The organism is Microbacterium sp. A20 (genome assembly GCF_004794515.1).
In the GTDB taxonomy this organism is placed as follows: Bacteria; Actinomycetota; Actinomycetes; order Actinomycetales; family Microbacteriaceae; genus Microbacterium.
The window spans coordinates 131939-152523 of sequence record NZ_SSDF01000080.1; the positions used below are offsets into that span (position 1 = coordinate 131939).

Consider the following 20585-nt stretch of genomic DNA (forward strand, 5'->3'; position numbering starts at 1 on the left):
GAGGCTCACGGCGCTGCGCAGTACCGGAGCTCGACCGGAGACCCGATCGGCACATCACCCGGCGCGACGGACATCGAGTGCACGGTCGGGGGCTCCGTGGGAGCGCAGTCCGCCTCTTCCACGGGCACCGGCGTCAGACCGAGGTCGGTGAGGTTCGTCGTCGCAGCCTCGACGGTCCAGCCGACGAGGTCGGTCAGCGTGACCTTGCCGCTGGCGACGACGAGGTTGACGACCGTATCGGGAGCCACTTCGGTGTCCGCCGCCTCGCTGGCGGAGATCACGGTTCCCGCGGCGAGACCCTTGTCGTTCTTCTGGATCACCGTCCCGAGTTCGAGGCCGGCGGCTTTCAGCGCCTTGGTGGCATCCTCGAGCGCCATGCCTTCGATCTTCGGCACCACCACGGTCTCCACGCCAGAGGAGACGTGCACGGTGACCGTCGAGCCCTCCTCCACCGAGACTCCTGCCTCGGGGTCGGTGCGGATGACGTTGCCCTCGGTGATCTCCGAACTCGACTCGATCACGATCTTCGCCGTCAGATCGAGCTTGGCGAGGTCGTCCTGCGCGCGCTCGGACGACACGTTCACGAGGTTCGGAATGATGCGCGAGGTGCTCGGCACCTCGGGCGGACGCATGCTGATCGTCACGACCCAGAACAGGACGGAAGCGAGCAGCACCGCGAGCAGAGCGACACCGGCCCAGATCCAGGCGACCGGAGGGCCGGACTGGGTGCGGGTCATGGTGGTGTCGGAGCTGAGCTGGCGCAGCGACCGCGCCGTCTCCTGCGCCTGCCGCGGACTCGGACCGTAGAGCTCGCTCGTCAGCGCACCCAGCTGCTTGCGGGTCGGCGCCGCCCCGGTCACGGCGGCATCCAGTGCGGCGCGGAAGTGCGCGGCATCCGGGTAGCGCTGATACGGATCCTTCGCGAGAGCCCGCAGGACGATCGGGTCGAGTGCGCCCGGTGCGTCCTCGTTCACCTCGGTCGGAGGGATCGGGGTCTCACTGACGTGCTGGTAGGCGACGGCCACCGGCGATTCGCCACGGAACGGCTGGCGGCCGGTGAGCAGCTCGTAGAGCACGACGCCGGTCGAGTACAGGTCGGCGCGGGCATCGACGGGCTCGCCCTTGGCCTGCTCCGGCGAGAAGTAGGCAGCGGTGCCGATGATCTGCGTGGTCTCGGCCACGGTCGACGAGGAGTCGGAGACGGCTCGGGCGATGCCGAAGTCCATCACCTTGACCTGGCCCTTGTCGGTCACCATGACGTTGCCGGGCTTGATGTCGCGGTGCACGACACCCGCGCGGTGCGAGTAGTCGAGCGCCTCGAGGATGCCGTCGACGTAGCGCACCGCGTCTTCGACCGGCACCGGTCCGTCGGCGATGATCTTCTTCAGCAGCGTGCCCTTGACCAGCTCCATCACGATGTACGGGGGCTCATCGGACGACGGGTCGTTCGATGAGGGGTCACCGGCATCGAAGACGCGGACGATCGACGGATGCGACATGCGGGACGCCGCCTGCGCCTCCAACCGGAAGCGGTTGCGGAAGGCGGTGTCACGAGCCAGCTCGGGGTCGAGGATCTTGATCGCGACCTCACGGCCGAGGGTCAGGTCGTAGCCGCGATAGACCTTGGCCATTCCGCCATGCCCGATGAGCTCGTCGACGCGGTATCGACCCGCGATGACTCGTGGCTCTGTGGACACGTACTACCCCCTGGAAAACGACTGCGACTGAGCTGGATTAAAGGCTACCCTTCGGTGCCGCCGCCGCCGTCACCCTCGCCGGGGTCGGTCGCCGCGACGATCGGAACCGAGAGCGGGGGCGATGCCGACGAGGTGCGCTGGTCGCCACCCGAGCACATGCCCTGGTAGGTGACGATGAGCTGCTGGCCCGCGGCATCCGCCACCTGCACCTGCGTGTTCCGCTGCGTCGGCTGGAAGTTCGGCCCGCCCGACACGAACGTGCCGTTCTGCAGGGACACGACGTATCCGGAGAGGGTCGTGCCGCTCGGGCACGTGAACCCGGTGCCCCAGGAGATGGTCACCGTGCTGCCGGCGACCGGGTCACCCGTGATGGTCGGGGTGTCGGTCGGGGTCGGCAGGGCTGCGCGCGCGGCGTAGACCGTGAGGGTCATCGGCTGGGTCGTCTCGACGTTGCCGGAGGGGACGACACGGTACACCTTGCCGACTTCACCGTCGCTCGGAGCCGGGTCTCCCTCGGGGCAGGTGATCTCGCCCGTGAAACCGGCCTCCTTGAGCGTGGATGTGGCAGTGCCGCAGTCCATGCCCGCCAGGCCCAACGCGGTCACGTCGACGCGGACCACCTCGGGGGGAGGGGTCGTCGCCGGAGGCGGCGTCTGCGACTGGGACTGCGACGGAGACGGCGAATCCGACGGCTTGGCGTCAGGATCCCCCTGGTTCATCAGCATCGCCCACACGGCACCGCCGAGCACGATCACCAGCAGCGCGATCAGCGCGATCAGCGGCCAGGTCCACGGGCTCTTCTTCTTCTTCTTCGTCTCCTCCGTCGTCTCCTCGGTGGAGAGCTGAGCGGTGGTGGGAAGGATGCGGGTGGTGCCGTCGTCGCCCGATGCCGTGAGCATGCGGGTCGCGTCGTCGTCGCCGGCGATGCCACCGGTCGCGATCGCGGGAACGGCGATGGCTGCGGAGTTCAGGTCTCCGCGACGCAGGGCCTGTGCTGCACGCGCCACCGTCGCCGATGAAGACGGGCGGTCGCTGGGCTTCTTGGCGATCATCGCCATGACGAGGTTCTGCACCGGGATCGGCACGGTCGGCGGCAGCGGCGGCGGCTGCTCGTTGATCTGCGCCATCGCGATCGCGACCTGCGACTCACCGGTGAACGGACGCTTGCCCGCCAGGCACTCGTACGCGACGATGCCGAGCGAGTAGGTGTCGGTCGCGGGAGAGGCCGGGTGACCCGATGCCTGCTCGGGCGACAGGTACTGCACGGTGCCCATGACCTGTCCGGTCGCCGTCAGCGGCACCTGGTCGGCGATGCGGGCGATGCCGAAGTCGGTGATCTTGACGCGGCCGTCGGGCGTGATCAGCAGGTTGCCCGGCTTGATGTCGCGGTGCACGAGACCGGCCGCATGCGCGGCCTGCAGGGCGGATGCCGTCTGGGCCACGATGTCGAGCGTCTTGTCGGCGCTGAGCGCACCGTCGCGCTCGAGCACGGTCGACAGAGCTTCGCCGGGCACGAGCTCCATGACGAGGTAGGCGCTGCCGTTCTCCTCGCCGTAGTCGAACACGCTGGCGATGCCCTCATGGTTCACGAGAGCGGCGTGACGTGCCTCAGCACGGAAACGCTCGAGGAACCCGGGATCCCCCATGTACTCGTCCTTGAGGATCTTGATCGCGACGGTACGTCCGATGACGTGATCCGTCGCTTCCCACACCTCGCCCATGCCACCGATCGCGATACGCGACTGCAGCTCGTAACGACCACCGAACGACACACCCTGCGTCGGCCTCATCTGCCCAGCACCGCCTCTATGACCTTCTTCGCAATCGGAGCGGCGATGGTGTCGCCGCTGCCTGATTGTCCCTGTCCGCCGCCGTCTTCGACGACGACCGCTACTGCGACCGCGGGGTCGTCCGCCGGCGCGAAGCCGGTGAACCACAACGTGTGCGGCCTGTTTCCGTTCTCTGCGGTGCCCGTCTTACCGGCCACGTCGATCCCGTCTATTCTTGCACCCTGGGCTGCGCCCGTAGCGACGCTGGCCACCATCGACGCGGTCACGTCGTCGGCGACATCGGCCTCCATCGCACGGCCGAACTCGCTGTCCTGGAAGGCCTCGATCACCGACAGATCGTTCCCGATCACGGCATCCACCATCCGGGGGTTCATCACGACGCCGTCGTTCGCGAGACCGGCCGACACCATGGCCATCTGCAGAGGGGTCGCGGTGACCTTGCCCTGACCGAATCCGGTGAGTGCCGTCTGCGCATCGTCGAGGGCGCGGGGGTAGCTCGAGGGGGTCGATTCCAGGGGCGTCTCGAAGGATCGGTTGAAACCGAGCTTGTCGGCCATCTCGCGGATCGTGTCGTCGCCGAGTTCGACGGCGAGCTCCGCCATCGGGATGTTGCAGCTGAGCCGGATGGCCTCGGCGATCGTGACCGTGGCGCCGGGACCGCACTTGCCGCCCCAGGCGTTCGACACGCGATTGGAGGACCCGGGCAGGGTGTACGACACCGGGTTCGGCAGGGTGGACTGCGGAGTCCAGTTCCCGCTGGCGTACGCGGCCGCCGCGACGACCACCTTGAAGGTCGAGCCCGGTGGGTTGAGGTCGCCGGCGATCGCCCGATTGGACAGCGGCTTTCCGGGGTCTGCGGCGAGCTGATCGTAAGTGGCATTCGCCGCATCCGCGTCGTGCGTCGCCATCTGGTTCGTGTCGAAACCGGGGGTGGAGACCATCGCGAGGATGCGTCCGGTCTTCGGCTCCATCGCGACCACGGCGCCCTGGAGCCCGCCGAGGGCCTCGTAGGCGGCGCGCTGAGCCGCCGTGTTCAGCGACAGCTCGACGCTGTAACCGCGCTGCGGCTGGCCCGAGATGATGCGCTCGACCTCGGCGAGCAGCGCGTTCGCGCCGGTACCGGAGAGTTCCGCGTTCATGGCGCGTTCGATGCCGGTGCGCGAGTCGAGAGCGGCGTTGAAGTAGCCGGTCACCGGCTCCCACATCGCGGCATCCGTGTAGACGCGCTGGAACTGGTACCTGTCGTCGCTGGGCACCGAGTTGGCGATGGTGGCACCGTCGACGATGATCGCGCCGCGCTGGATCTCGTAGCTGTCCAGGCGGGTGCGCTGGTTGTTGCTGTTCTGGGCGAGAGTGTCGGCCTCGACGACCTGGATCCAGCTGGTCGCTGCGAACAGCGCGATGAACATGAACAGCATGATGATGCTGAGACGGCGGAGCTCTCGGGTCATCCGATCACGACCCTCGGTTGGCGGCGGACGCCGTCGGAGATGCGCAGCAGCAGCGCCACGATGAGCCAGTTGGCCACGAGCGAGGATCCGCCGGCGGCGAGGAACGGCGTGGTCAGGCCCGTCAGCGGGATCAGACGGGTGACGCCGCCGACCATGATGAACACCTGCAGCGCGATGGTGAACGAGAGGCCGGTGGCGAGCAGTCGTCCGAAGTCGTCCTGACCGGCGAGGCCGATGCGCATGCCGCGACTGACGAAGACCATGTACAGGCAGAGGATCGCGAACAGCCCGATCAGGCCCAGCTCTTCACCGAGGCTGGTGATGATGTAGTCGCTGTGGGCGAGCGGGGTGACCTCCGGTCGGCCCTGGCCCCAGCCGGTACCGATGAGTCCGCCGCGGGCGAGCCCGAACAGGCCCTGCATCGGCTGATAGCCGGCGCCGTCGGGGTCGACCTGGTTCGGGTCGAACAGGAACAGCCAGTTGATGAAGCGGCCCTGCACGTAGCTGAGGATCTGCGTCGCGAGCGCGACGCCGGCGACCACGAGGGCCAGGCCGATGAGGACCCAGCTGGTCTTTCCCGTCGCCACGTAGAGCATCGCGACGAACATGCCGAAGATCAGGGTTCCGGTGCCGAGGTCGCGCTGGAAGACGATGATCCCGAGCGAGATGAGCCAGACCACGAGCACCGGCCCCAGCTCCCGCATGCGGGGCCAGGTGATGCCGAGGACTCGTTTTCCGACCGAGGTGAGGCTCTCGCGGGTGCGCACGAGGTATCCGGCGAAGAAGATCGCCAGGCAGATCTTGGCGAGCTCGCCCGGCTGGAATGCGAAGGCGCCGCCCAGCGACACCCAGACGGCCGCGTTCGCGTCGGGGATGCGCAGCCCGGGAACGAACGGCAGCAGCAGGAGCAGGATTCCGGCGAGGCCGAAGATGTAGGTGTACCGGAACAGGATGCGGTAGTTGCGCAGCAGGATCACGACCGCGATGGCGCCCGCGAGGGAGATCGCGGTCCAGGCCAACTGCTTGGTCGAGTACGCGTCCCAGCCGGTGTTCTTGAAGGCGATGTCGATGCGGTAGATCATCGCGATGCCGAGGCCGCTGAGCAGCGTCGCGATCGGGACGACGAACGGATCCGCATCGGCGGCGACGAAACGCAGCACGATGTGCAGGGCGAAGGCGAGCGCCGCGAGGCCTCCGCCGATCGCGAGGATCATCGGGTCGATCACGCCGAGCGCACCCAGCTGCACGAGGGTGAGCGCGGCGCCGCTGATCACACACGCGAACAGCAGCAGCCAGAACTCGCGGTTGCGTTGCGTCTGCGGCATCCGGAGACGCTTGAGAGCCTTGATGACGGTGGTGTCGGCCTGCACGTCGGTGCTCATCCCTCACCCCCAGCGGGGGTCTGGGAGGGCGCCGGGGTGGGCAGCGGTGTCGGCAGCGGGGTCTGCTCGATCACGTTCGCGTCGGCGCCGGCCCGCAGGCGATCGACGATCGCCATCGCGTCGGAGAGCGAGCGCGCGTTGATCGTTCGTTCGACGGACGCCCGCTGATACTCCGGGAGGTTCGCGAGCAGGATGTCGGTGTCCTCGATCGGGGTCGACAGCGTGATCGGGCCGATGTTCTGCTGCACGCCCTGGAAGATCACGACGCTGTCGTCGTCGGCGCCGATGAAGTAGCGCGTCTGGGTCCAGCTGTAGGCGGCGAAGGCGGCGACCACGAGCATCGCGACGACGAGGAGCGCGGCGGCGATCCAACCCGCGCGGCGGCGCTTCGCGCGACGGCGATCCTCTTCGATGAGCTCTTCGAGGTACTCCGGGGCCGGCTCGAAGTGGCTGGGCTCGTTCGCGGCCTGCCGCACCGGGTGCAGCCAGTTCCCGCGCGGCGGGCGCACCGGAGGCACGTAGACGCCGTCGGGGTTCGACGCCGAGCCCACGATCGTCGGTGTGCCGGAGTGGATCGGATGCTGTCCGCCGACGTCGACGAGCACGATCGTGACGTTGTCGGGAGCGCCGCCGTCGAGAGCCTGCTTGAGGAGGTAGTCCGCCGTGCGACCGGGGGCGACACCGAGCTGCATCGCCTTGAGGATGCGAGTCTCGTCGACCACTCCGGAGAGGCCGTCCGAGCAGAGCAGCCAGCGATCGCCGGGCTGCGTGTGCATGACGAACATGTCGAGCTCGGGGTCGGCGTCCATGTCGCTGAGGACGCGCATGAGGACGGATCGGCGCGGGTGGTAGCGCGCTTCCTCCGGGGTGATGCGACCGGAGTCGACCAGGCGCTGCACGAAGGTGTGGTCGGCGGTGATCTGAGTCAGTGCGTCGTCGCGGTACAGGTAGATGCGCGAGTCGCCGATGTGGCCGATGACCGCGTACTCGTCGACCATGATGATCGCGCTGACCGTCGTGCCGAGGCCGGCGAGTTCGGGGCGCTCCTTGGCGGCGCGGATGAGATCGCCCGCGGCGGTCGTCGCGGCGGCCTGCAGCGAGGCCTGCGCGTCTTCGACCGAGGAGTAGCCCTGGTCGAGGGGCTGCAGCCGCTGGATCGCGATGCTCGAGGCGACGTCTCCACCGGCGTGGCCGCCCATGCCGTCGGCGACGGCGAACAGGTTCGCTCCGGAATACCCGGAGTCCTGGTTGTTGGAGCGGATCTTCCCGGTGTGGGAGATCGCGACGCTCGAGCCTTCGAAGACCATGCCGGGGTCAGGCTCGCAGCTCGAAGGTCGTGGCGCCCACCTTGATGGGGGTTCCGAGCGAGAGGGCGACCGGTGAGCCCGACACGCGCTGGCCCGCGACGAAGGTGCCGTTGGTGGAGTCGAGGTCCTGGATCGCCCAGCTGTCTCCGCGCAGCATCAGGCGGGCGTGGTGGCTGGACGTGTAGTCGTCACGGATCACGAGCGCCGATTCGCTGGAGCGGCCGATCGTGAGCGAGTCGGCGCTGAGCGGCAGCTCGAGGCCGGCTTTCGGGCCGGAGGTGATGACCAGGCGCTTGGCCGTGGCGACGGTGGCCGGTCCGGTCGAGGGGCGTGCGGAGGCCGGCCTCGCCGCCGGCGCCGCTGCCGGTGCTGCTGCGGGAGCGGATGCGCCGGCGGTCGCCTCGGCGGGCAGCTTGCGCACGCGGACGCCGAAGAGGTCGGCGCGGAGCGAGTACACGACGCCGAACACGAAGAACCACATCAGGACGAGGAACCCGATGCGGAGCAGGAGGAGGATCAGTTCACTCAACCGAGGGCTCCGAACGCTCGGGTGGCGTCGTCGCCGCGCGGGGCAGGACGCGACGGGCTGGCCACGGGGACGATCCGGAACACCAGGTCGGTGCGGCCGATGGTGATGGTGGTGTCGGTGGGGAGCGCGGCTTCGCGGAGCTTCTGGCCGTTCACCTTCGTGCCGTTCGTGGAACCGAGGTCGCGCATCATGGCGCGCTCGCCGTCCCACAGGATCTCGGCGTGCTTGCGACTGGATCCTGCGTCGGCGATCGTGATGTCGGCGTCCGTCCCCCGGCCGATGACCGTGCGGGCGCGATTGATCGCGTGGCGACGGCCGTCGACGTCGACCACGGCCTGCCAGCTCACGCGGCCCTCGACCGTGCCGGAGTTCACGCGCACGGTTCCCGTGGCGACCTTCTCATCGGCTTCGAGGTTGATCGACAGTGCGCCGGAGAAGCTGTACCCCTGAGCCTTGGCGTGCTTGGTCAGCAGCGCGAGCAGCTCATCGGTGAGGGCACCGCCGAGTCCGCGCATCCGCTCCGCGTCGTCCGGGCTGAGACGCACGACGAAACTGTTCGGCGCGATGATGCGATCACGGCTCACGACCGCCGCCTTCGTGTCGGCCTCGCGGCGGAGCGCCGAAGCGATCTCCACCGGCTGAATGCCGCTGCGGAAGGTCTTCGCGAACGCGCTGTTAACTGCGCGCTCGAGACCCTTCTCAAAGCTGTCAAGTAGTCCCACTGGGCTCCTCTGGCATGCCGACCGGTAGACACATCGTAGCCAGGTGACCTGGGGGAACGCCGCCGATCGGGGTCTGAGGTGTGCATCAGGGGGTGAAATCGCGTGATATCTTTGGGAAGTTGAGTTCTTCGGAACGAGACACTCGCGCGAGTGGCGGAATGGTAGACGCGCTGGCTTCAGGTGCCAGTGTCCGTAAGGACGTGGGGGTTCAAGTCCCCCCTCGCGCACAGCGAATGACACAAGGCCGGGCCCAGAGGGTTCGGCCTTTGTCGTTCCGAAGAAGGCCCGGTTCCACCAGGAAGCCGGGCCATCTCCGTCTCCGGGCCCCCCTCAGGCCCCCGGAAGGTACCGGCTCAGGTGCTCGAACGGCGGCTGGGATGACAGGTGCGACACGGCCGCGGATCCCACCGCGCAGGCGGCGGCCAGCGCATCGGCCGGTGCGTGGCCGGCGCGCAGCGCGAGTACGAGCGCCGCGCAGAAGGCATCACCGGCGCCGACGGTGTTGACGGCCTCGGCGGGGACGCCGTCGGCCCGGGCGATCTCCTCGCCACGGCGGTACAGCGCAGCGCCGTCCGCACCGTAGGTGACCGCGACGAGCTCTGCCCCGGCCAGCTCGGGCATGAGCTCCCGCTCGGTCTCGTTCACGATGAACAGGTCGACCCGGCGCAGCAGAGCCTCGGGCAACGGCTGGGCGGGCGCGGCGTTGAGCGCGATGAAGCCCTCCGCCGTGGCGACGACATCCTCGACCACCGCGAGCGAGATCTCCAGCTGCATGAGCACCGCCTCGTCTGCGCCGAAGGTCACGCCGTCCAGCGACACGTGATCGTTGGCACCGGGGCAGACGGCGATCTGGTTCTCGGCATCCGCGTCGACGACGATGAGCGCGGTTCCGGTGGCGTCATCCACGGTGCGCAGGTCGGTGACGTCGACGCCGGCCCGCTTCATCTCCTCCCGGGTCCAGGATCCGTCGGCGTCATCGCCGACGGCACCGATCATCCGCACTCGTCCGCCCAGCTTCGCCGCGGCGACCGCCTGGTTCGCGCCCTTCCCGCCCAGATCGCGGGAGAGTCGCCCGCCGGCCACCGTCTCGCCGGCCGTGGGGAGACGGTCGACGAACGCGGTCACGTCGACGTTCGCGCTGCCGACGACGACGAGGGAGGGAAGCATAGGAGAGGTCATGGCAGCAGCTTTCGGATCGAGCGGAGGCATCGGAACGCGGACATCGCGGCCGACTTGACGTTCATGTGAGAAAGTGTAAACGTTTACGCACGCACATCTGCAAAGGAGCACCATGACCATTCCCGTCCTTCTCGACTGCGATCCCGGCCACGACGACGTCTTCGCCATCTGGCTCGCGGCCGGAAACGACGCCATCGACCTCCGCGGTGTGACGACGGTAGGCGGCAACGGCTACCTCGAGCACACCACCCGGAACGCGCGGATCGCGCTCACCGTCGCCGGCGTGACGGACGTGCCGGTCGCCGCTGGTGCCGACAAGCCCCTCGTGCGAGAGCTCACCCCGGGCGCGTGGATCCACGGCGAGAACGCGCTGGGCGGACCGGTCCTCCCCGAGCCGACCGTTCCCCTCGACCCGCGTCACGCCGTGCAGTTCCTCGCCGACACTCTCGCCGCCTCGCCGGAGCCGATCACCGTGATCCCGACCGGCCCGCTCACCAACATCGCGCTCCTCCTGCAGCAGCATCCGGAGGTCGTCCCCCAGATCAAGGAGATCATCTGGATGGGCGGCTCGACCGGCCGGGGCAACGTCGGCGCGTACCCGGAGTTCAACGCCTGGGCCGACCCCGAAGCGGCGGCCGTGGTCTTCGCATCCGGCGTGCCGCTCACCATGGTCGGGCTCAACATCTCCCACCAGGCACTGATCACCGAAGACGTGATCCAGCGCATCGGTGCAGTCGGCAACGAGACCTCGGCATTCGGCGTCGAGCTGCTGCGCTTCTTCTGCGGAACCTACGAGAAGGCCGAGGGGATGCCGGAGGGCCCGCTGCACGATCCCATCACCGTCGCCATCGCGATCGATCGGGCCGTCGCCACGATCCAGCGCTGCCACGTCGACATCGAGACGACCGGCGAGTTCACGGCGGGCGCGACCTGCGTCGACCTGCACGACATGCTGGGCAAGGAGCCGAACACCGACGTCGCGATCACGCTCGACGTGCCGAAGTTCTGGGATCTGGTGACGGATGCCGTCGGCGCGCTGGCCTGACGCTCAGCGAGGCGGGGCGGGAGACGTCGATTCGGCGACCCGCAGACTCGGCGCGAGCCGACGGAGGACGAACGGGGCGTCGGGGTCTTCCATCCGTCGCACGAGTGCCTCCGTCGCCTCGCGCGCGAGTTCGTCGAACGGCTGGACCACAGTGGTCAGCCGTGGCTCGCAGACGTCGGCGAGCATCGTGCCGTCGAACCCGGTGACCTGCACGTCGGCGGGCACGCTCCTGCCCGCACGCTTCAATGCGGCGATCGTGCCGGCCGCGACGAGGTCGTCTCCCGCGATGATCGCGTCGGGAAGCGGGCCTCGTGCCAGCAGCGCTTCCGCAGCGCTCTCGCCGAACGACAGCAGGTACTCGCCGAAGATGTTCTCCTCCGCGGGCAGGGCACGCGTGCGCACCGTCTCCTCGAAGGCGGCTCGCCGCTCTCGACCCACCGAGGTGACGTCGTTGCCCGAGACGAGCACGACCCGCCGCGCGCCGCGGGACGTGACGTGCTCCACGGCGAGGTCGATGCCGGCATCGTTGTCCACCCCGACGAAGTCGGCCGGAAGATCGAGCACATGCCGGTCCAGCTGCACGAGCGGGACCCTCCGTGCGGTGTCGGCGACCGCCTCGAACGAGAGCTCGGCATCGGCGGGCACGACGAAGATGCCTTCGACGCGCCGCTCGACCAGCATGCGCAGACGGTCGCGCTCGCGGTCGACATCGCCGTGCGAGTCCGCGATGACGAGGTCGAGCCCGCGGCGCTGCAGGTGGTCCTCGAGGCGGTGTATGAGCTCACCGTAGAAGGGATTGCTGATGACCGGGACGACCACGCCGATGGTGGCGCCGGTGCCGGCGCGCAGCCCTCGACCGATGAGGTTGACCCGGTAGCCCAGCTGCTCGGCCACCTGTGCGACATGCTCGGCCGTGCGTCCGGACACGCGGTCCTTGCCGTTGAGGGCCCGCGAGACCGTCGCGATGGAGACACCGGCGGCGGCGGCGACCTCGTGCAGCGTGACGGACGCCTTCTTCATCACGACCTCGATCTCCCCCGGCGCCGCTGTGGCACCACGACTCAAAGATAGAGCGTGCGTAAAGGATTACGCACGCGAACAGCCAACGATTCGACACGAAGAAGTGAGTAATGACCAATCACACAGATGCGATTCGCACCCGGACCAACGTGGTCTCGCTGATGATCGCGCTCCTCGCCGCATGCCTCGCCTTCCAGCTCAACGCCAGCATGCTGAGCCCCGCGCTGGTGACGATGGAGCGCGAACTGGATGCGTCGGCATCCGAGATCGCGGCGACGCAGACCGTCTTCTTCACCGCCGCCGCCCTCTTCACCCTCTTCCTTCCGCGTCTGGGTGACCTGATCGGGCGCCGTCGCGTCCTCGTCGGCATGCTCGTGGTCATGGCCGTGGGCTGCGTCGTCGCGGCGCTGGCCACGAACGTCCCGATGCTGTTCATCGGCCGCCTGATCCAGGGCGTCTCGGGACCCGTCGTCCCGCTCTGCCTGATCATGCTGCGTGCAGCCGTCAAGGATCCGAAGGTGTACGGCACCCTGCTCGGTGTCGTCACGGCGGTCAACGGAGGCATCGCGGGCGGTGACGCGCTGCTCGGCGGCTATCTGGCGACGAACCACGGCTTCGCCTCGATCTTCTGGACCATGGCGGGCGTGGCCGTCGTCGCGGCTCTCGTCGTGCGCTTCCTCGCCCCCGAGACGATGGCCGAAGACCGTCCGCGGATGGACTGGTGGGGATCGCTGCTGCTGGTCGTCTCGGTCGGTTCGATGCTCGTCGCGCTGAACGAGCTCGGGAAGCTCGCCGATGCGGACCTGATCCTCGTGATTGTCCTCGCCGTGGTCGCCGTCGTGTCGTTCTTCTCCTTCTGGAAGCTCGAGGGCAGGCTCGATCATCCGCTCGTCTCGATCCCCCAGCTGAAGCAGCGCGCCACATGGGCTTTGAGCGCCACGTCGCTCCTCACTCTCTCCGGGATCTTCGCGATCATGAACGGCGTCGTGCCGGCCCTCGCGCAGGACTCCTCGATGAACCTCGGGATGAGTGCCGAAGAGGTGTCGCTGTGGATCCTCATGCCGTACGCCCTCGCCGGCCTGCTGATGGGGCCGCTCAGCGGGAGGCTCGCTGCCACGGTCGGATACCGGACGATGCTGCGTATCGGCCTCGGGGGCACGATCGTGGTGCTCGGGCTCATGGTCGCCAACGTCGAGACCGCCTCGCGCCTCGTCCTGCTGCTACTCTCCGTCGCCGTCGGCATCACCTACGCCGGGATCGGCAACATCATGCTCAACGGCCTGGGCGTCGTCCTCTCGCCGAAGGAGCGCCCCGGGTCGCTTCCCGGGTTGAACACCGGTGCCATCAACCTCGGCGCGGGACTGAGCTTCGTCGTGATCTACGCCGCCCAGACCTCGTTCGCCTCGGACTCGGCGGGAGCGGGTGCCGGATACGTCGCCGCATTGGTCACCGGTGCCGTCGTGCTCGTCGGAGCGCTGGTCTTCTCGATGTTCATCCCGAAGCCGGTGCACGCTGAGCTGACCGCTCAGCGGGTCACGTCGTAGACCGTGGGGGCGGGTTCGAGGTGTGGGCATCCCTCACCGCCCCCGTTCAGCGTGACGCGCGAACCGCCGCCGGCTCTCGTCGTTGCGCATGGCGCACGGCGGGGATGCCGAGAGCCCAGGCGACGAGGCCGGCTGCGGCGAAAACCGCTCCGAGGATCGCGGACCCCGTCCACCCCGACGTGCTGAACACCAGAGTGGTCGCGGCCGCGCCGACGGCAGACCCCAGCGAGTAGAAGACCATGTACCCGCCGATGGTCGTGGAGACGCGATCCGGATGCTGCGCGGTCAGGATGTGCTGGTTGCTGACGTGCACGGCCTGCACGGCGAAGTCGAGCACGACGATGCCGACGATCAGCAGCGCCAGTGACCAGGGGAGCTGCGCGATCAGCACCCAGGAGACGACCAGGGCGACGAGGGCCGCACCGGTGACACGGTTCGCCTTGCCGGCGTCGGCCCAGCGACCCGCGCGGGTCGCTCCCAGCGCGCCGGTGAGACCGGCCAGACCGAAGAGTCCGATCTGGCTCTCGGTGAGCTGCCACGGCGTGCCCGACAGGGGAAGCGCCATCCCGCTCCAGAGCGTGCCGAAGGAGGCGAAGAGGAAGAAGGCGATCATGCCGCGGCTGAGGAAGACGGGCTCGGTGAGCAGCCGGCCGATGCCTCCGACGAGGTCCGCAGAGCGGCGGGAGGGTGGGCCCACGTCGGTGGGCAGCAGGCGAAGTGCGGTGGCCGCCAGCGCGATCGAGAGCGTCGCGAGGACGACGTAGATGCTGCGCCACCCCCAGACGTCGGCCAGGACGCCGGCAACCAGCCGCGAGCAGAGGATGCCGATGACGACGCCCGACGTCACGAAGCCCAGGTTCCGCCCGCGCTCGCCGGGTTCCGACACTGCGGCTGCGTAGGCCACCGTGGTCTGCACGACGACGGCGAAGATCCCCGTGAGCGCCAGGCCGGCGAATGCCACCCCCGCGGCCGGAGCGAGTGCGACTGCGAGCATCCCGACGCCCACCAGGCCCAGATGCAGGGCGATCAGGCGCCGCCTGTCGAAGCGGTCGCCGAGGGGGACGAGCAGGACGAGCCCGACGAGGTAGCCCAGCTGCCCCGCCGACACCAGCCAGCCGAGCGCATCGGTCGGCACCTGAAGGTCTCGCCCCATCTGGCCGAGCACGGGCTGCGCGGCGTAGACGGTCGCGACCGCGACGGCGCAGATGGCGGCCAGCAGTGTCTTCATCCTGAGAGTCACGTCGTTCCTTTGGTTGCATATTGCTACCAAAGTGACGGTAGGGCATAATGGTTGCAGATTGCAACTCTTGGAGATCTCATGAGCGAACCCGTCGGGCTCCCGCAGTGGACCGATCCGGACTGTCCCGTCGCGCGCACCGTCGACCTGGTCGGAGACCGCTGGAGCATGCTGATCATCCGCGACGCCATGGACGGCGCCCGCACGTTCACCGACTTCCAGAAACGCACGGGCATCGCGCGGAACATGCTCGCCGACAGGCTCCGTCGCCTCGCCGCATACGGTCTCATCGAGCAGGTCGATGCTCCCCCGGCCAAGCGCAAGCATTACGAGCTCACCCCGGCCGGCGAAGAGCTCTTCCCGGTGATCCTGGCCCTTAGGAGCTGGGGTGAGCGCCACGCCTTCGCCGGCGGGGAGAAGCACTCGACTCTCGTCGATGACGGAGGCGAGCGTGTGACGGCGCCGGTTCCCGTCGGCTCGGATGGTGCGCCGCTGACGAGTCGCAACACCCGCGTCGCGGTGGTGTGAGCCCCGAAGCATCGACCGCCGAAGTACCGTGGAGGCAGACAGCCCGATCACCCCCACTCCGCGGTCGAGGCGCGATGCACGTCTGACCGACGTGCGTTAACCGGGGGGTTTCATGACCGACGGCAGGACGACCGACCACAGCACGCCGGACGCCACGATCGACGTGACCCCGGTCGCCGTCGCCACGGCGACCGCATCGTTCGCGATGCGCGTCGTGGAGGGATCATCTCTCGCGCTGAGCAGGGTCAGGATCCCACCCGGCGGCACGACAGGCGAGCATCGTCACGACTGCCCGATGCTCGTGATGGTCGAGTGCGGTTCCCTCACCCATCACGCCGCCGCGCACCCGGCCGGCACGCGGTTCTACCGCGCAGGAGAGGCGTTCCTCGAGGGTGCCGACCATCTCCACGAGGGCGTGAATGACGGCACGGAAGACGTGGTCCTGTGGATGGTCGCCCTCGGGCCGGCGGTGACGTGACACCGCTAACGCCGCCACCGCCTGTGCGACGACTCAGGCGACGCTGACGTATCCGCTCGAGGAGTCGTCTTCGACGAGGAGGTACGTGATCACGCCGTCGGCTGACGGTCGTCCTCGCCGCCACACCCGCTCGTGTCCGCCGGTGGAGTACCCGAGAGCGATCCACTCGGGAGCGTCGGGGTCACGCTGACCGACCACGAACGAGACGCTGCCGAGGCCCGTCGAGCACAGCTGCCCCACGAAGCGGCCCTCATCCAGGGCGGTCGGGGGCGTGCGGCACAGGTCTGAGGGGCGGATGCGCATGGTCACGTCGGCCGGGGCCGTCCGCGCCCTCATGCGGAACCTCCGGCACGAGCGCCGAGGTCGGCGAGGTCGCGCAGACCGTGCGCGTCGAGGTAGGCGCGGATCGTATCGTGGACGATGCGGATCTGCGCCTCATTGCTCATGGCTGCCTGCATGGTGCCCATCGTGGGTGCCGGCTTGCCGTTCACGCGGTCGAGCGCCTCCCAGACGATGTCCTCGCGCGAGCCGCGGCCCATCGAGTGCGGCATCGAGCTGAACACCGGATTCGGCTTCCAGCCGGTTCGGGTCTCTTCCATCAGCGGTTCCTCTCATCTCGCACCGGGGCAGGCGGATGCGCGCGCATGTGCTCTGCGCGGCGGGCGCGCCGAACACCGCCGTGGGGCGATGAGCCCCGGAAGAACGGCGCGCTGTCTGCCGGCCAGGAGCCCCCTGCTTCGAGTGCCATCGGCGATGGCGGGGAGGTTCGGATCCGGCCGTCCGGTTCCCCATGACCGTATCACGTTATTTTGAGTCATTCAAAATAACCTGAGCTGTCGAACGTGCTCGCAATACGCGAACCGGCGTCAGGAGAGGTCGGCTGCGGTCTGAACCGCGACCGCCGGACGCCGGGGGACCCAGCAGGAGACCGCCGCACGATACGCGCGGAACTCCGCGCCGAACCGCTCCTCGAGGTCGGCTTCCTCGAGCGGCCGAACCAGCGTGTTCCACACCAGGGAGCCGGCGAGGGCGTAGAGCACCACGAGCCATGAGTCCGCGATCAGGCCGATCGCCACACCCTGTCCGATCCCGCCGACCGCCATCGGGTTCCGGACGAACCGGTACGGCCCGGAGATCACGAGCCGGCGCGGCATCTCCGACGGCAGCGGAGTCCCTGCACCGCGCACGGACATCGCCGCCGACGACCAGAGCGACAGCGCGAGCGCCGCGGCGAACAGGACCACCCCTCCGATGCGCAAGGCCGCCGGGAAGTCCAGGTGCAGACCCCAGCGCCATTCGAGCGCCAGGATGATGCCGGGGAGCGCGACGAGGAAGATCCCCGAGAAGACGAGGGTCTGCACCGCGGCTCTCACCATGAGCGCCCCGGTCGTGGTCGGCGCCGCGGGTCGGAAGCGGAAGGGGCCGATCAACAGCCACTCCGAGGGCAGGCGACCCACGAGGACGACGATCGCGGCAGCCGTGGAGCCGGCTGCTGCCGCCACCATCAGCAACGCGCCCCACCCTGCGCTCGCGGTCACGGTGGCGTACAGGACCATGCCGGTGGCGACGAGCACCGTCCAGGGTGCGGCGATCCATGCGGCGAACCGGAGCCCGCAGGCGACGAGGGCCGAGGCGATCACGAAGAGCGGGATGTCCAGCGCAGCGAGGAGCCGGGCGTCGAGCGTGCCCAGCGTCGCGGTTCGCACCCAGGGGAGCGTGAACACCCCGATCCACCAGCCCGCGCCCGCCAGGGCTTGGGCGGCGAAGTACACGCGTCCCCACGTCGCGGCGGCCGTCGCGGCCGAGTTCGCCGGTCGCCGGATCGCCTCCATGCGGCCAGTCTAGGTCGGCCGCCCGCCCCATCGAGCAGGCAGCCGGACCCTCAGCTGAACAGGACGATCACGTAGACGGCGAACGTCACGAGGTGCGCGGCGCCGTGCATCGCGGTCACCCGCTTCGCCGCGAACGTCGTGACCGAGAGCAACAGGGTGACGCCGAGCATGAGCAGGTTCGCGGGCGATTCCGCGAGGATCACCGTCTGCCCCGTGAGCATCCCGATGATGAGCACCGCGGGGATCGTGAGGCCCACCGTCGACACCAGTGCGCCGTGGCACAGGTTGTTGACGCGCTGGGCCTCGCCGCCGAGCGCCGCGCGCACCGCGGTGATCGACTCGGGCAGGAACACGATGCCGGCGATGAGCACGCCTGCGAGCGCGACGGGAGCGCCGAGTCGGCCGAGCCCGTCGTCGAGCAGCGCCGCCATGTCGTGCGACAGGAGGACGATGGGGATGACGGTGACGACCAGCAGCGCGAGCCGCACGATCACCTCCGTGCGGTGCTCCCTGAGTACCTGCCGGATCCCGCCCGTCTCCTCCGCCTTCTCCTGACGCTCGACGCGCTGACGCAGCCGCGGGTCGACCTCGGTGAAGTCGCTCGCCTGTGCGCCCATCTGCCGGTAGAGGAAGAACGCGTACAGCGCGAGGGTCAGCACCACGATGGGGATCTCCTGCGCGGTCGTGTACGACCCGTCCGTGCCGATCAGGGCGGGGAGTCCGAACGCCAGGGCGACCAGCACCACCAGCATCGACAGGTAGGCCGAGGTGCCGGTGCGGTTGTGGGCCATGCCGCGGTGACGGAGCCCGCCGACGAGCAGTGCCAGGCCGATGACGAGGTTCATGATGATCATCGCGACGGCCATCACCGAGTCTCGGGCGATGGTGGCGTGCTCACCCGGTCCGAGCATGACGGCGGAGATGAGGATGACTTCGATCAGCACGATCGAGAGGGTCAGGACGAGGGAGCCGTAGGGGTCGCCGAGTCGGTGCGCGAGCGCCTCGGCCTGCTTGACCACACCGAACGCGCAGACGAGGATCACGGCGATGATCGCGAGGAGGGCGATCACGAGGACGGGTCCCGGCACCGGCGCGACCAGGACCGGGTGGAGGAGGAGGATCGCGACGAAAGCTCCCCATCCGAGAGCGACGCGGACGATGTCCGTCGGTCTGATCAGCTGTTTCAGTTCCGTGCGTGACATCGCCGGACTCCTTCGAGGTGGGGCCGTCCCCGACTGATGACCACGAGCGGGCCGTCCCGGTCGCAGCGTTGTGTCAACGCACTTTCTGACTCCGCAATCCTAGCAAAAATTTCCCGATCAGGGGGAGATTTGACTTCCCCGGGTTCCGGGCTATGGTCGGAGGTTACGCCAGCCACCGAAGGGGAAGCGAGTAACCATGTCCGGAAAGTCCATCCAGGATCGCGACAGCAAGAAGGCGCCGCAGCTCACGCTCAAGGAGAAGCGTGCGGCGAAGCGGGAGAAGAGCGCACCCGACGAGTTCCTGAAGCCCCGCAAGGGCGCGAAGGGCTGACGGGAATCCAGCCGGCGGCGCATCGTCCCGGATGCGGATGATGCGCCGCCGGCGTCCGGTCATCCGGGCGTCCGGGTGTCAGCGGAAGACGCGGGTGATGCCGCTTTCGAGCTGCGTGAGCTGGATGAAGAGCACGAAGCGAAAGAGCGGCTTCATCAGTGCGCGGACGATACGACGGCCGCCGCGTCGCGGAGGGGTCAGCCATGTCAGAGTCACGCGGAGCTGCATTCCTCCTGCGGCATGTTCGAGTGCGAACGCCACCGACCGCGGGTTCGAGCGCGCTGCATCGGGGTGGGTGAAGAGCCACTGGATGCTCGTCAGCTCCTCGCGCTGGGCGAGGTGCACGCGCTGACGCCGAAAGTCATCCTTGACATGAATCGGCTTGCCGTCGGGCATGGTCGTCGCGGTCTCGGCCTCCCACGGCCCGCTCGTCCCGTCGTCCGCATCGACCGCGGCGATGCCCTGGTCCCACTCTGGGATGCCGGCGGGGGTGGACAACAGTGCCCACACTTCCTCGATCGGCGCAGGTACGAAGATCGAGCGGGAACCGGAGAAGTTCTGGTCGGCCGACGGGGAGGGGCCGACGAGGCGAAGCCTCTGCACCTCGTCCAGCCGGGTGCGCAGAGTGTCGGGATCCGCGTCGAGCCGTCGCAGGATCTGATCGATGAGTCCGCTCGGCTCGTCGACCAGAGCGCGGAGCACGGCCGCCGAGTCGCCGCGGCGCTCCCCGCTCGATGCGTCTTTCAGCACCGTGATCGCGCGATCCGTCCATTCATAGCCGCTGGTCTCGTGGAAGACGATGCGACCGGGGCTGTCCGGAGCGGCGGCGATGCCCACGAGACCGAGCTGAGCCGCGTGCTGCGCCGCGACGGCCACGCGCGCCGTCTCCAGGCTGACGCCCATTCCGCGGATGGTCTGGCCGCCGGTGTCGGGATCGATCGTCAATGCGAGGAGGAGGTGATCGATGTCCGCGTCACGGACACCGAACCGGGAGGCCTCCTCCATGGCTGCCAGCGAGAGGGTGTGCATCGTGGCGGCCGCGTGCGTGAACCGGCTCACGAGTTCCTCCGGGGAACGGCGATGGTGGGGTCGATCCGCTTCGAATGCTTTTTGTGCACGGCCTGTCTGGTGACGCCCAGGGCATCGGCGACCGCCTGCCAACTCATGCCAGCGCGCAAGGCGGCCTCGACCTGGCGCAGTTCGAGCGTGTCGGCGAGGGTGCGGAGCGATGCGACGGCCCGCAGTCCCGCTCGGGGGTCTGACGTATCCGCGGCGATCTGCGCGACATCGAGGGATTCCATGCCGTCAACC

At 68.7% G+C, this 20585-nt stretch carries 21 protein-coding genes and 1 tRNA gene; 6 read left to right on the forward strand and 16 right to left on the reverse strand.

The window, feature by feature from the left end; genetic code table 11:
• Positions 1 to 5: 5 nt before the first annotated feature.
• From pknB to DW298_RS19350, 7 genes are read right to left on the reverse strand one after another with little or no spacing between them, the layout of a single operon-like run.
• Positions 6 to 1697 (reverse strand): Stk1 family PASTA domain-containing Ser/Thr kinase, encoded by a 1692-nt coding sequence (gene pknB / locus DW298_RS11355; protein WP_136042583.1) that lies wholly within the window; start codon positions 1695 to 1697, stop codon positions 6 to 8.
• A gap of 44 nt (positions 1698 to 1741) precedes the next feature.
• Complete coding sequence (locus DW298_RS11360) at positions 1742 to 3487, reverse strand: protein kinase (RefSeq protein ID WP_240745110.1); 1746 nt, start codon at positions 3485 to 3487, stop codon at positions 1742 to 1744.
• Positions 3484 to 4938 (reverse strand): penicillin-binding transpeptidase domain-containing protein, encoded by a 1455-nt coding sequence (locus DW298_RS11365; protein WP_136042584.1) that lies wholly within the window; start codon positions 4936 to 4938, stop codon positions 3484 to 3486. Before DW298_RS11365 ends, DW298_RS11360 begins: the two co-directional genes overlap by 4 nt.
• Positions 4935 to 6320, reverse strand: coding sequence for an FtsW/RodA/SpoVE family cell cycle protein (locus DW298_RS11370; protein WP_136042585.1), 1386 nt, complete (start codon positions 6318 to 6320; stop codon positions 4935 to 4937). Before DW298_RS11370 ends, DW298_RS11365 begins: the two co-directional genes overlap by 4 nt.
• The gene (locus DW298_RS11375) at positions 6317 to 7627 is read right to left on the reverse strand and encodes a protein phosphatase 2C domain-containing protein (RefSeq protein WP_136042586.1); all 1311 of its coding nucleotides are present in this window, start codon (positions 7625 to 7627) and stop codon (positions 6317 to 6319) included. The genes DW298_RS11370 and DW298_RS11375 overlap by 4 nt, the downstream gene beginning before the upstream one ends.
• A 7-nt stretch (positions 7628 to 7634) precedes the next feature.
• Positions 7635 to 8156, reverse strand: coding sequence for an FHA domain-containing protein (locus tag DW298_RS11380; protein WP_136042587.1), 522 nt, complete (start codon positions 8154 to 8156; stop codon positions 7635 to 7637).
• Positions 8153 to 8878 carry a DUF3662 and FHA domain-containing protein gene (locus DW298_RS19350; RefSeq protein ID WP_136057570.1) on the reverse strand — a complete coding sequence of 242 codons (726 nt, stop codon included), beginning with the start codon at positions 8876 to 8878 and terminating at the stop codon, positions 8153 to 8155. The genes DW298_RS11380 and DW298_RS19350 overlap by 4 nt, the downstream gene beginning before the upstream one ends.
• Before the next feature lie 144 nt (positions 8879 to 9022).
• On the opposite strand from DW298_RS19350, the gene DW298_RS11390 reads away from it, so the two are divergent.
• Positions 9023 to 9105: transfer RNA gene (locus tag DW298_RS11390), tRNA-Leu, on the forward strand.
• A gap of 103 nt (positions 9106 to 9208) precedes the next feature.
• On the opposite strand, the gene DW298_RS11395 is transcribed toward DW298_RS11390, so the two are convergent.
• A complete protein-coding gene (locus DW298_RS11395) occupies positions 9209 to 10057 on the reverse strand; it encodes a ribokinase (protein ID WP_136042588.1) in 849 nt (282 codons plus the stop codon).
• A 112-nt stretch (positions 10058 to 10169) separates the two neighbouring features.
• Here DW298_RS11395 and DW298_RS11400 point away from each other — a divergent pair, with 112 nt between their 5' ends.
• Complete coding sequence (locus tag DW298_RS11400; RefSeq protein ID WP_136042589.1) at positions 10170 to 11102, forward strand: nucleoside hydrolase; 933 nt, start codon at positions 10170 to 10172, stop codon at positions 11100 to 11102.
• 3 nt (positions 11103 to 11105) lie between these two features.
• Here DW298_RS11400 and DW298_RS11405 read toward each other — a convergent pair whose 3' ends face one another.
• Entirely contained in the window at positions 11106 to 12167 is a 1062-nt protein-coding gene (locus DW298_RS11405; protein ID WP_136042590.1) for a LacI family DNA-binding transcriptional regulator, read from the reverse strand.
• A 65-nt stretch (positions 12168 to 12232) separates the two neighbouring features.
• Between DW298_RS11405 and DW298_RS11410 the strand changes: the two genes are divergently transcribed.
• The gene (locus tag DW298_RS11410; RefSeq protein ID WP_136042591.1) at positions 12233 to 13666 is read left to right on the forward strand and encodes an MFS transporter; all 1434 of its coding nucleotides are present in this window, start codon (positions 12233 to 12235) and stop codon (positions 13664 to 13666) included.
• A gap of 46 nt (positions 13667 to 13712) precedes the next feature.
• Here the strand turns inward: DW298_RS11410 and DW298_RS11415 are convergent, their stop codons facing one another.
• On the reverse strand, positions 13713 to 14906 hold the full coding sequence (locus tag DW298_RS11415; RefSeq protein ID WP_205820355.1) for an MFS transporter: 1194 nt from the start codon (positions 14904 to 14906) through the stop codon (positions 13713 to 13715).
• A 78-nt stretch (positions 14907 to 14984) separates the two neighbouring features.
• Here DW298_RS11415 and DW298_RS11420 point away from each other — a divergent pair, with 78 nt between their 5' ends.
• Both DW298_RS11420 and DW298_RS11425 read left to right on the forward strand, forming a co-directional pair.
• Positions 14985 to 15431 (forward strand): helix-turn-helix domain-containing protein, encoded by a 447-nt coding sequence (locus tag DW298_RS11420; protein ID WP_136042593.1) that lies wholly within the window; start codon positions 14985 to 14987, stop codon positions 15429 to 15431.
• A gap of 112 nt (positions 15432 to 15543) precedes the next feature.
• Complete coding sequence (locus DW298_RS11425) at positions 15544 to 15909, forward strand: cupin (RefSeq protein WP_136042594.1); 366 nt, start codon at positions 15544 to 15546, stop codon at positions 15907 to 15909.
• Between the two features lie 33 nt (positions 15910 to 15942).
• On the opposite strand, the gene DW298_RS11430 is transcribed toward DW298_RS11425, so the two are convergent.
• From DW298_RS11430 to DW298_RS11445, 4 genes are all read right to left on the reverse strand, one after another.
• Positions 15943 to 16245 (reverse strand): hypothetical protein, encoded by a 303-nt coding sequence (locus DW298_RS11430; protein WP_136042595.1) that lies wholly within the window; start codon positions 16243 to 16245, stop codon positions 15943 to 15945.
• On the reverse strand, positions 16242 to 16508 hold the full coding sequence (locus DW298_RS11435; RefSeq protein ID WP_136042596.1) for a hypothetical protein: 267 nt from the start codon (positions 16506 to 16508) through the stop codon (positions 16242 to 16244). Before DW298_RS11435 ends, DW298_RS11430 begins: the two co-directional genes overlap by 4 nt.
• 267 nt (positions 16509 to 16775) lie before the next feature.
• Positions 16776 to 17741, reverse strand: a complete 966-nt coding sequence (locus tag DW298_RS11440) for a methyltransferase (protein ID WP_205820356.1) — start codon at positions 17739 to 17741, stop codon at positions 16776 to 16778.
• Positions 17742 to 17791: 50 nt separating this feature from the next.
• Entirely contained in the window at positions 17792 to 18943 is a 1152-nt protein-coding gene (locus tag DW298_RS11445) for a calcium:proton antiporter (RefSeq protein ID WP_136042597.1), read from the reverse strand.
• Positions 18944 to 19139: 196 nt separating this feature from the next.
• Between DW298_RS11445 and DW298_RS19745 the strand changes: the two genes are divergently transcribed.
• Positions 19140 to 19274, forward strand: coding sequence for a hypothetical protein (locus DW298_RS19745; RefSeq protein ID WP_275087531.1), 135 nt, complete (start codon positions 19140 to 19142; stop codon positions 19272 to 19274).
• A gap of 78 nt (positions 19275 to 19352) precedes the next feature.
• Here the strand turns inward: DW298_RS19745 and DW298_RS11450 are convergent, their stop codons facing one another.
• Both DW298_RS11450 and DW298_RS11455 read right to left on the reverse strand, forming a co-directional pair.
• Positions 19353 to 20333 (reverse strand): Clp protease N-terminal domain-containing protein, encoded by a 981-nt coding sequence (locus tag DW298_RS11450; protein WP_136042598.1) that lies wholly within the window; start codon positions 20331 to 20333, stop codon positions 19353 to 19355.
• On the reverse strand, positions 20330 to 20575 hold the full coding sequence (locus DW298_RS11455; RefSeq protein ID WP_136042599.1) for a hypothetical protein: 246 nt from the start codon (positions 20573 to 20575) through the stop codon (positions 20330 to 20332). The genes DW298_RS11450 and DW298_RS11455 overlap by 4 nt, the downstream gene beginning before the upstream one ends.
• Positions 20576 to 20585: the final 10 nt, after the last annotated feature.